9 protein-coding genes are annotated in these 7,981 nt (G+C 56.6%); 8 read left to right on the plus strand and 1 reads right to left on the minus strand.

Annotated elements, in window-relative coordinates:
* Positions 1–7 precede the first annotated feature (7 nt).
* Positions 8–733 (plus strand): tetratricopeptide repeat protein, encoded by a 726-nt coding sequence (locus tag IV01_RS23765; protein WP_050507247.1) that lies wholly within the window; start codon positions 8–10, stop codon positions 731–733.
* Complete coding sequence (locus tag IV01_RS23760; protein ID WP_032624999.1) at positions 733–1,062, plus strand: YqcC family protein; 330 nt, start codon at positions 733–735, stop codon at positions 1,060–1,062. The genes IV01_RS23765 and IV01_RS23760 overlap by 1 nt, the downstream gene beginning before the upstream one ends.
* A gap of 4 nt (positions 1,063–1,066) precedes the next feature.
* On the opposite strand, the gene IV01_RS23755 is transcribed toward IV01_RS23760, so the two are convergent.
* Positions 1,067–1,507: a DUF4124 domain-containing protein gene (locus tag IV01_RS23755; protein ID WP_032625000.1), complete on the minus strand. Its 441-nt coding sequence runs from the start codon at positions 1,505–1,507 to the stop codon at positions 1,067–1,069.
* 403 nt (positions 1,508–1,910) lie between these two features.
* Here IV01_RS23755 and IV01_RS23750 point away from each other — a divergent pair, with 403 nt between their 5' ends.
* The 6 genes from IV01_RS23750 to msrQ all read left to right on the plus strand — a co-directional run bounded on the left by IV01_RS23750 (position 1,911) and on the right by msrQ (position 7,917).
* Positions 1,911–3,635 (plus strand): acetolactate synthase 3 large subunit, encoded by a 1,725-nt coding sequence (locus IV01_RS23750; RefSeq protein WP_032625030.1) that lies wholly within the window; start codon positions 1,911–1,913, stop codon positions 3,633–3,635.
* A 2-nt stretch (positions 3,636–3,637) separates the two neighbouring features.
* Entirely contained in the window at positions 3,638–4,129 is a 492-nt protein-coding gene (ilvN, locus tag IV01_RS23745; RefSeq protein WP_032625001.1) for an acetolactate synthase small subunit, read from the plus strand.
* Positions 4,130–4,176: 47 nt separating this feature from the next.
* Complete coding sequence (gene ilvC / locus IV01_RS23740) at positions 4,177–5,193, plus strand: ketol-acid reductoisomerase (protein WP_032625003.1); 1,017 nt, start codon at positions 4,177–4,179, stop codon at positions 5,191–5,193.
* A 157-nt stretch (positions 5,194–5,350) separates the two neighbouring features.
* Positions 5,351–6,208 (plus strand): CDP-diacylglycerol--serine O-phosphatidyltransferase, encoded by an 858-nt coding sequence (gene pssA / locus IV01_RS23735; RefSeq protein WP_032625004.1) that lies wholly within the window; start codon positions 5,351–5,353, stop codon positions 6,206–6,208.
* A 63-nt stretch (positions 6,209–6,271) separates the two neighbouring features.
* Entirely contained in the window at positions 6,272–7,285 is a 1,014-nt protein-coding gene (gene msrP / locus IV01_RS23730; protein ID WP_032625005.1) for a protein-methionine-sulfoxide reductase catalytic subunit MsrP, read from the plus strand.
* Positions 7,285–7,917 carry a protein-methionine-sulfoxide reductase heme-binding subunit MsrQ gene (gene msrQ, locus IV01_RS23725; RefSeq protein WP_032625006.1) on the plus strand — a complete coding sequence of 211 codons (633 nt, stop codon included), beginning with the start codon at positions 7,285–7,287 and terminating at the stop codon, positions 7,915–7,917. Before msrP ends, msrQ begins: the two co-directional genes overlap by 1 nt.
* Positions 7,918–7,981: the final 64 nt, after the last annotated feature.

A 7,981-nucleotide genomic window follows, 5' to 3' on the forward strand; every position in this document is an offset into this window, starting at 1 on the left:
GTGTGAATTGAACAAGTGGTTACTACCGGCTTTAGCAGCTCTGACGTTGCTCAATGGCTGCGCCAGTGTCGAACGCGGCTCGATTCCCGTCGTGGACTCCGGTTCCAGGGTTTCCAATAGCGAGAGGGTTGCCCGTAACGGTGCGACGCGCCCGACTGTCGCTCAGCCCCCGGCCCAGACTCAGTCGATGCCTCAGGACTCCGGCGTTGTAGTGATGGTGCCGGGCGCCGCAGGCTCGAACGCCCCGGGCGCCTATGCAGCTCCGGCCGCGCAGGTGCCGTTCAGTGTCAACACGCCGATTGAAACGTCACCGGCCAGCGCGCCGGTAACTAATAATACCTACGAAATGCCTGCAACCCAGGCACCGACCGGCATCCCTTCCTCGGGTGGGCTATCGGCTGACGAGCAACTCGACGGGCCGGTACTGGCGCTGTTGACTACCGCCCAGCAGCAACAGAATGGTGGCGACCTGAATGGCGCGTCTTCAAGCCTGGAGCGTGCGCAGCGCGTTGCTCCTCGAGAGCCTCAGGTCATTTATCGTCTGGCTCAGGTGCGGCTGGCCCAGGGTGATCCAGCTCAGGCGGAACAACTGGCACAGCGTGGTCTGACCTATGCGAATGGTCGTCCGAGTCTCCAGGCCAGTCTGTGGGACATCATCGCTCAGGCCCGCGAGAAGCAGGGCAATGCAGCGGGCGCGGCACAAGCTCGTCAGAAAGCCAAGGTGGGCGCTTGATGGACAGGCGCTTTCCTGAGGTGGCAGAACAGTTGCTGCTGATTGAACGCGAGTTGCGGGCACTGGGCTGGTGGAGTGACACGCCGCCCAGCGATGAGGCACTGTCTAGCGGTGAGCCTTTCTGCGTCGACTCGCTGGAGTTCGAGCAATGGCTGCAGTGGATATTCCTGCCACGCATGAAGCTCATCCTGGAAAACGACCTGCCGTTGCCAAACGCCTCGGGCATCCTCGAAATGGCGGAAATGGTTTACGCCACCCGCCAGCGTGAAACCCGGCCTCTGCAGCAATTACTTGCCCAGTTCGATCAACTGATCTCCGCCACTCGCTAAAGACTTACAGCGGGTCGGTGCAGTTGTCTTTGATCGCTGTTTCCGTTTCAGCCGCGCGCGCCTTGCGTTCATCTTCGTTTAAACGCTTGAGCCCACCCTCGACCTGCTCGCGCACTCGGGGGTTGTTCTGGAGCTGAGAGAGGTTAGTGCGCAATATCTTGCAATCCTCACTGCGCTGAGCCTCTTCCTGGGCAATTTTCTTTTTGACGTCTGCATCGATAGCGCGCTGCTCACTCTGACCATTGTTCTTCGGCTGCGAACTGCTGCCATAGGATGAGGCCGCAGGGGGGGCCTTGATATCGATTTGCTGAGTTTGCTGGCCCGCCGGCGGCTGAGCGTCAAAGTGCGTCACGCCTTGGGCGTCTACCCATTTATAGATAGATGCCGCCTGGCTGGCCGCGCTCAAAGCCAGCGTTGCGAGGGCTGCGGCGATCGTGCGGTGCATGCTGCTTCCTTCAGGTCAGGTGCGTGCTGCAAATTACCATAAGCCCGCAGCGCCGACCTTATTCAGTGCGTTTTAGTCGCCTTTGCTGGAAGAAAGCTCACGGATGACTTGACTTGGAGCAGTCGAATCACAACAATCCAAAGTTCGCTGTGGAAGGACTGCCAGAAGCAGGCCATCTCGGTAGATCATGAGGCGCACACCCGCGCCGACCTGTAACACCCGCAACGCGTTACCTCGCGCTGGGTGGGAAAGCCCCGAAACACTCAGGGGTCATCCCAATACTTGCTCAGTCAGTGCTGACGTAGTCGGCGACCACCGTCGCTCATGCTCTGCTTGGCAGTAAAACCTATTAAGACCCGTCCTCGTGTGTGGACGGTATTCTGGCGTTTTAGAGGTGAACAACGTGGAGCTCTTATCCGGCGCTGAAATGGTCGTCCGCTTTTTGCGTGACGAAGGCGTTAAGAACATTTATGGGTACCCTGGCGGCGCCCTCCTGCACATTTACGACGCCCTGTTCAAAGAGCCTGCCGTTAACCATATTCTTGTTCGTCATGAACAGGCAGCCACGCACATGGCTGACGGCTACGCTCGCGCTACAGGCAAGGCTGGCGTCGTGCTGGTGACTTCCGGTCCTGGCGCTACCAACGCAATCACCGGTATCGCCACGGCGTACATGGACTCCATTCCCATGGTGGTTCTGTCGGGGCAGGTAGCCAGCACGCTGGTCGGCACCGATGCGTTCCAGGAAACCGACATGATCGGTATCTCGCGGCCTATCGTGAAGCACAGCTTCATGATCAAGCACCCATCGGAGATTCCTGAAGTCCTGAAGAAAGCCTTCTATCTGGCGCAATCAGGCCGTCCTGGTCCGGTGGTTGTCGATATTCCGAAGGACATGACTAACCCGGCCGAGAAGTTCGAGTACGTCTTCCCGAAGAAAGCCAAACTGCGCTCCTACAGCCCGGCGGTTCGTGGCCACTCGGGTCAGATCCGCAAGGCCGTGGAAATGCTGCTGGCTGCCAAGCGTCCGATCATCTATGCCGGTGGCGGCGTGATCATGGGCAATGGCTCGGCTCCTTTGACAGAGCTGGCTCAAACCCTGAACTCGCCGGTCACCAATACATTGATGGGCCTTGGTTGCTATCCGGGCATGGATCGCCAATTCGTCGGCATGTTGGGTATGCATGGCAGCTACACCGCCAACCTGGCGATGCACCACGCCGATGTGATCCTGGCGGTTGGCGCACGTTTCGATGACCGAGTCATCAATGGCGCGGCCAAGTTCTGCCCGAATGCGAAAATCATTCACATCGATATCGACCCGGCGTCCATCTCCAAAACCATCAAGGCCGATGTGCCTATCGTGGGTCCGGTTGAAAGCGTACTGACTGAAATGGTCGCGACGCTCAAGGACATCGGCGAGCTGCCGGACAAGACAGCCGTTGCGTCCTGGTGGAAGCAGATTGATGAATGGCGCGGTGATCGCGATCTGTTCCCGTACAACCCGGGCGACGGCAGCGTGATCAAGCCGCAGAAGGTCATCGAGACCTTGTGCGAAGTGACCAATGGCGACGCTTTTGTCACCTCCGATGTTGGTCAGCACCAGATGTTTGCTGCCCAGTACTACCGGTTCAACAAGCCTAATCGCTGGATCAACTCCGGTGGTCTGGGCACCATGGGCTTCGGTTTTCCGGCAGCCATGGGCGTCAAGCTCAGCTTCCCGGAAGCTCACGTTGCCTGTGTGACCGGCGAAGGCAGCATCCAGATGAACATCCAGGAGTTGTCCACCTGCTTGCAGTACGGCCTGCCGGTGAAAATCATCCTGCTCAACAACGGCGTGCTCGGCATGGTCCGTCAATGGCAGGACATGAGCTACAGCGGCCGTCACTCGCACTCTTATATGGAGTCGCTGCCTGACTTCGTGAAGCTGGTCGAGGCTTACGGTCATGTCGGCATGAAGATCACCGATCTGAAAGATCTGAAGCCGAAGATGGAAGAAGCGTTCGCCATGACTGATCGTCTGGTGTTCATCGATATTCAAGTCGACGTCACCGAGCACGTTTACCCGATGCAGATCAAAGACGGCTCCATGCGCGATATGTGGCTGAGCAAGACGGAGCGGACTTAATCATGCGGCATATCATTTCGCTTTTGCTGGAAAACGAACCGGGTGCATTGTCTCGCGTCGTGGGCCTGTTTTCGCAGCGTAACTACAACATCGAAAGCCTGACTGTGGCGCCAACGGAAGACCCGACACTGTCGCGTCTGACGTTGACCACTGTTGGTCACGATGAAGTGATCGAGCAGATCACCAAAAACCTCAACAAGCTGGTCGAAGTGGTCAAATTGGTCGATCTGTCGGAAAGCGCTCACATCGAGCGCGAACTGATGCTGATCAAGGTCAAGGCTACCGGCGCCCAGCGCGCCGAGATCAAGCGCACCACGGATATCTTCCGTGGGCAAATCGTTGACGTCTCAGCGAGCGTTTATACCGTGCAGCTGACCGGTACGAGCGACAAGCTGGACAGCTTCATTCAGGCCATCGGCACTGCCGCTATCCTGGAAACAGTACGCAGCGGCGTGACGGGCATAGCCCGTGGCGACAAAGTGCTGAGCATCTAATCTCATTTAGCAAAATGGCCTGACGGCCGTGATAACAGGGGAATTTCATGAAAGTTTATTACGACAAAGACTGCGACCTTTCGATCATCCAGGGCAAAAAAGTTGCCATCATCGGCTACGGTTCCCAAGGCCACGCTCAAGCGTGCAACCTGAAAGACTCCGGCGTAGATGTCACTGTTGGTCTGCGTAAAGGTTCGGCCACTGTCGCCAAGGCTGAAGCTCACGGCCTGAAAGTGACTGACGTTGCTACCGCTGTTGCTGCTGCTGACCTGGTTATGATCCTGACTCCGGACGAGTTTCAGTCTCAGCTGTACAAAAACGAAATCGAACCGAACATCAAGAAGGGCGCAACTCTGGCCTTCTCCCACGGTTTCGCGATTCACTACAATCAGGTCGTGCCTCGCGCTGACCTGGACGTGATCATGATCGCGCCTAAAGCGCCAGGTCACACCGTGCGTACCGAGTTCGTCAAAGGCGGCGGTATCCCTGACCTGATCGCTGTTTATCAAGATGCTACCGGCAACGCCAAAAACGTTGCACTGTCGTACGCTTCCGGCGTTGGCGGCGGTCGTACCGGTATCATCGAAACCACTTTCAAAGACGAAACTGAAACCGACCTGTTCGGCGAGCAAGCCGTTCTGTGTGGCGGTACTGTTGAACTGGTCAAAGCAGGCTTCGAAACTCTGGTTGAAGCTGGCTACGCTCCAGAAATGGCTTACTTCGAGTGCCTGCACGAACTGAAGCTGATCGTCGACCTCATGTACGAAGGCGGTATCGCCAACATGAACTACTCGATCTCCAACAACGCCGAATACGGCGAGTACGTGACCGGTCCTGAAGTCATCAACGCTGAATCCCGTCAAGCCATGCGCAACGCTCTGAAGCGCATTCAGGACGGCGAGTACGCGAAGATGTTCATCAGTGAAGGCGCTACCGGCTACCCTTCGATGACCGCCAAGCGTCGTAACAACGCCGCTCACGGTATCGAAATCATCGGCGAGCAACTGCGCTCCATGATGCCTTGGATCGGTGCCAACAAGATCGTCGACAAAGCCAAGAACTAAGTCCCTGCGACGCCGTTCTGCGCTTTGAAAAACGCGGCCAAATGGCCGCGTTTTTTCGTTATGGGGTAAGGTCTGGTATAAAGCTGCATCGTTTGCAGACGAACCCTCGCTGCAGACACCTGTCGAAATTTCTCACACCGTTGCAAGGTAAAAGTCCATGAGCGAACGTCCTGAAGAGCCAAACAAGGCCTCTGACGCCGAAAGCCTGCTACCGATCGATGAACATATTGAAGAAGGGCATGACGCTGAAGGGCGCAAGGTCCGGCACCGAGGCATCTATCTGCTGCCTAATCTGTTCACCACTGCCAACCTGTTCGCGGGTTTCTATTCCATCATCAGCTCCATGAGCGCGCAAAGTGCATTGAGCGCGGGTGATACCGCTGGTGCAAGCAAGTATTTCGCATTCGCCGCGATCGCGATCTTCGTTGCTATGGTTCTGGACGGTCTAGATGGTCGTGTTGCGCGCATGACTAACACTCAGAGCGCGTTTGGTGCTGAATACGACTCCTTGTCCGACATGGTCGCCTTTGGTGTGGCGCCGGCATTACTGGCCTTCGGCTGGGCGCTTGGTGACATGGGCAAGGTCGGCTGGATGGTGGCCTTCATATATGTGGCTGGCGCAGCGTTGCGTCTTGCGCGTTTCAACACCATGGTCGGCAAGGCAGACAAGCGCTACTTCATTGGCCTGGCGAGCCCTGCTGCGGCGGGGGTTGTGGCAGGTACCGTCTGGGCATTCAGCGATTACGGCATCCAGGGTTCAAAGCTGTCGTTCCTCGTGGCGTTGCTGGTCGCGGCTGCTGGCATGTTGATGGTCAGTAACATCAAGTACAACAGCTTCAAGGAGCTGGACCTGAAGGGGCGCGTGCCTTTTGTGGCGATCTTGGCGGTCGTGTTGGTATTCGCCGTAGTGTTCAGCGATCCGCCGCGCATCCTGTTGCTGATTTTCCTCGCTTACGCTGCGTCCGGCCCGATTCAATATTTGTTACGGCTGCGTCGCCGCAAATCAGCCGAGTGATGTAATTTCCCCCATACTCCACAGTCTATTGGTGCATCAGTTCCCTTGGGCCGTGGAGTCATCATGCTAATCAAAATCCCCTCAACGTCCGATTGCAAAGAGTCGGACGTCACCCCCGAATCCTTTTATCTCTCCCGTCGCGCCCTGTTGGGCGGTTCTCTGGCGAGTTTGGCTGCCAGTGCAATTCCGCGTTGGGCCAGTGCGGCCGACCCTTCTCTGTATCCTGATGTCGAGGCCGGTAAAGCTCCGGCCTGGTTTGCCGAAAAACTGCCCGGCACAAAGTGGCAGGCGGTCAACGTCAAAGGCGAGGCGATCACGCCTTTTAAAGACGCGACCCATTACAACAACTTCTATGAGTTCGGCACCGACAAAGGGGATCCAGCGCAAAACGCGGGTTCGCTGAAAACCGAACCGTGGAGTGTTGTGATCGACGGGGAGGTGGGTAAGCCTGGCCGATACGCGCTTGAAGACTTCATGAAGCCTTATCAACTGGAAGAGCGGATTTACCGCCTGCGCTGCGTCGAGGCCTGGTCGATGGTGATTCCGTGGATCGGCTTTCCTATTTCCGAACTGCTCAAGCAGGTCGAGCCGACATCCAAGGCCAAGTACATTCGATTTGAGACGTTGCAGGACCCTAAAAGCATGCCAGGGCAGCGCTCGGGTTTCGCCCTTATCGACTGGCCTTATGTCGAAGGGCTCCGGCTGGACGAAGCGATGAATCCTCTGGCGATTCTCGCGGTCGGCATGTATGGGCGTGAGCTGCCCAATCAGAATGGGGCCCCGTTGCGTCTGATCGTGCCCTGGAAGTATGGATTCAAAAGCGTGAAGTCCATCGTGCGCATCAGTCTGGTCAGTGAGCAGCCAAAAACGACCTGGCAAAGCATTGCCGCAAACGAATACGGCTTTTATGCCAACGTCAATCCCACTGTGGATCATCCCCGCTGGACTCAGGCACGAGAGCGCAGGTTGCCGAGTGGGCTGTTCAGTCCGAACGTAAGGCAAACCGAAATGTTCAACGGCTATGGGGAGGAGGTTGCCTCCTTATATACAGGCATGGATTTAAGGAAGGACTATTGATGCGTTACCCATTCTGGCGCCTGGGCGTCTTTCTGGCAGCGTGCGTTGCTCCGGTCCTGTGGTTGTATCAAGCGTGGATATTTGCTTTGGGGCCTGATCCCGGAAAAGTATTGGTCGACAGGCTCGGCCTGGGCACATTGATCCTGTTACTGATCACGTTAGCAATGACTCCGCTGCAGCGTCTGACCGGCTGGCCTGGTTGGCTCGTGGTCAGGCGTCAGTTGGGGTTGTGGTGCTTTGCGTATGTCTTGATGCACATGAGTGCGTATGCGGTATTTGTGCTGGGGCTTGATTGGTCTCAATTGGGTGTGGAGCTGGTGAAGCGGCCCTACATTATTGTGGGTGCGCTGGCGTTTCTTTGTTTGCTCGCTCTGGCGGTTACATCGAATCGGTACAGCCAGCGACGGTTGGGCGTGCGATGGAAAAAGCTTCACCGGCTTATCTACGTGATTTTGGCGCTTGGGTTGTTGCACATGTTCTGGATTGTCAGGGCTGATCTCAAGGAGTGGTCGTTGTATGCGGTTATTGGGGCGGTGCTTTTGAGTGTGCGAATCCCAATGATTGCTGGACGAATCCCGCGTCTTATAGGCAAGAAGAACAAACTTGCTGGAAAAGGTGCGATAAGGGGTTGACGGCCTCTGGAATCTCTCTATAATTCGCACCTCTTCTGGCGCAGACAGAACGAAAAACTCCTTG

Origin of the sequence: Pseudomonas syringae, from assembly GCF_000737245.1 — a bacterium.
Lineage (GTDB): Bacteria > Pseudomonadota > Gammaproteobacteria > Pseudomonadales > Pseudomonadaceae > Aquipseudomonas > Aquipseudomonas syringae_J.